The organism is Vibrio sp. Vb0667, from assembly GCF_033391095.1.
In genome coordinates, this window is the sequence record NZ_JAWPOL010000374.1 from 1 (window position 1) to 1,070 (window position 1,070).

At 48.6% G+C, this 1,070-nt stretch carries 1 protein-coding gene and 1 pseudogene; both read left to right on the forward strand.

Annotated elements, in window-relative coordinates; all coding sequences use genetic code 11:
* A partial coding sequence (locus R8269_RS26020) for an ATP-dependent DNA helicase (RefSeq protein ID WP_318223016.1) occupies positions 1–416 on the forward strand: 416 nt, incomplete at its 5' end.
* A 56-nt stretch (positions 417–472) separates the two neighbouring features.
* Positions 473–1,066 (forward strand): annotated as a pseudogene (tsaB, locus tag R8269_RS26025) (tRNA (adenosine(37)-N6)-threonylcarbamoyltransferase complex dimerization subunit type 1 TsaB); the annotation flags it as partial.
* Positions 1,067–1,070 lie beyond the last annotated feature (4 nt).

A 1,070-nucleotide genomic window follows, 5' to 3' on the forward strand; every position in this document is an offset into this window, starting at 1 on the left:
GTGAAATGAGCAAGCAAAAGACTCTTGCAGAGTTTATGGAGCTGGGTAACGCTTTGCTTGTGGCGACGGGGGCGTTTTGGGAAGGGATCGATGTTAGAGGTGACGCACTGAGCTGTGTTATCATCGACAAATTGCCGTTTACTGCCCCGGATGATCCGCTGCTAAAAGCCCGAATTGAAGATTGTCGATTGCGTGGTGGTGAGCCGTTTGCTGAAGTGCAAATCCCCGATGCGGTGATCACTTTAAAGCAGGGCGTAGGGCGTTTGATTCGAGATCAGAAAGATCATGGTGCATTGATCATTTGTGACAATCGCCTTGTCACCCGTGACTATGGCGGCACGTTCCTTGGAAGCTTGCCTCCGATCCCAAGAACACGAGATTTAGAACGTATCAAAGCGTTTCTTAAAGCAGAATAATTAGTCGCAGCCTATGCTGTGATGTAACCAAATAAAATAGAGTTTTAGAGAGTTAAATGAGCGCAAAAATTCTTGCTATCGATACCGCAACTGAAAACTGTTCAGTTGCACTACTGGTTAATGACCAAGTGATTTCACGCAGCGAAGTGGCACCTCGTGACCACACGAAAAAAGTGCTGCCAATGGTTGACGAAGTGCTGAAAGAAGCGGGTCTAACTCTACAAGACTTGGATGCACTAGCGTTTGGCCGTGGCCCTGGTAGCTTTACTGGTGTTCGTATCGGCATTGGCATCGCTCAAGGCCTAGCATTTGGTGCAGAACTGCCGATGATTGGTGTTTCAACATTGGCTGCGATGGCACAAGCAAGCTATCGCCTGCATGGTGCAACTGATGTCGCTGTAGCGATTGATGCGCGCATGAGCGAAGTTTACTGGGCACGTTATTCTCGCCAAGAAAACGGCGAATGGATGGGTGTTGATGAAGAATGTGTGATTCCACCAGCTCGTTTGGCGGAAGAAGCACAAGCTGACTCTAAAACGTGGACAACAGCTGGTACAGGTTGGTCTGCATATCAGGAAGAACTGGCGGGCCTGCCGTTTAACACTGCAGACAGTGAGGTATTGTACCCTGACTCACAAGACAGAGTGATTTAAG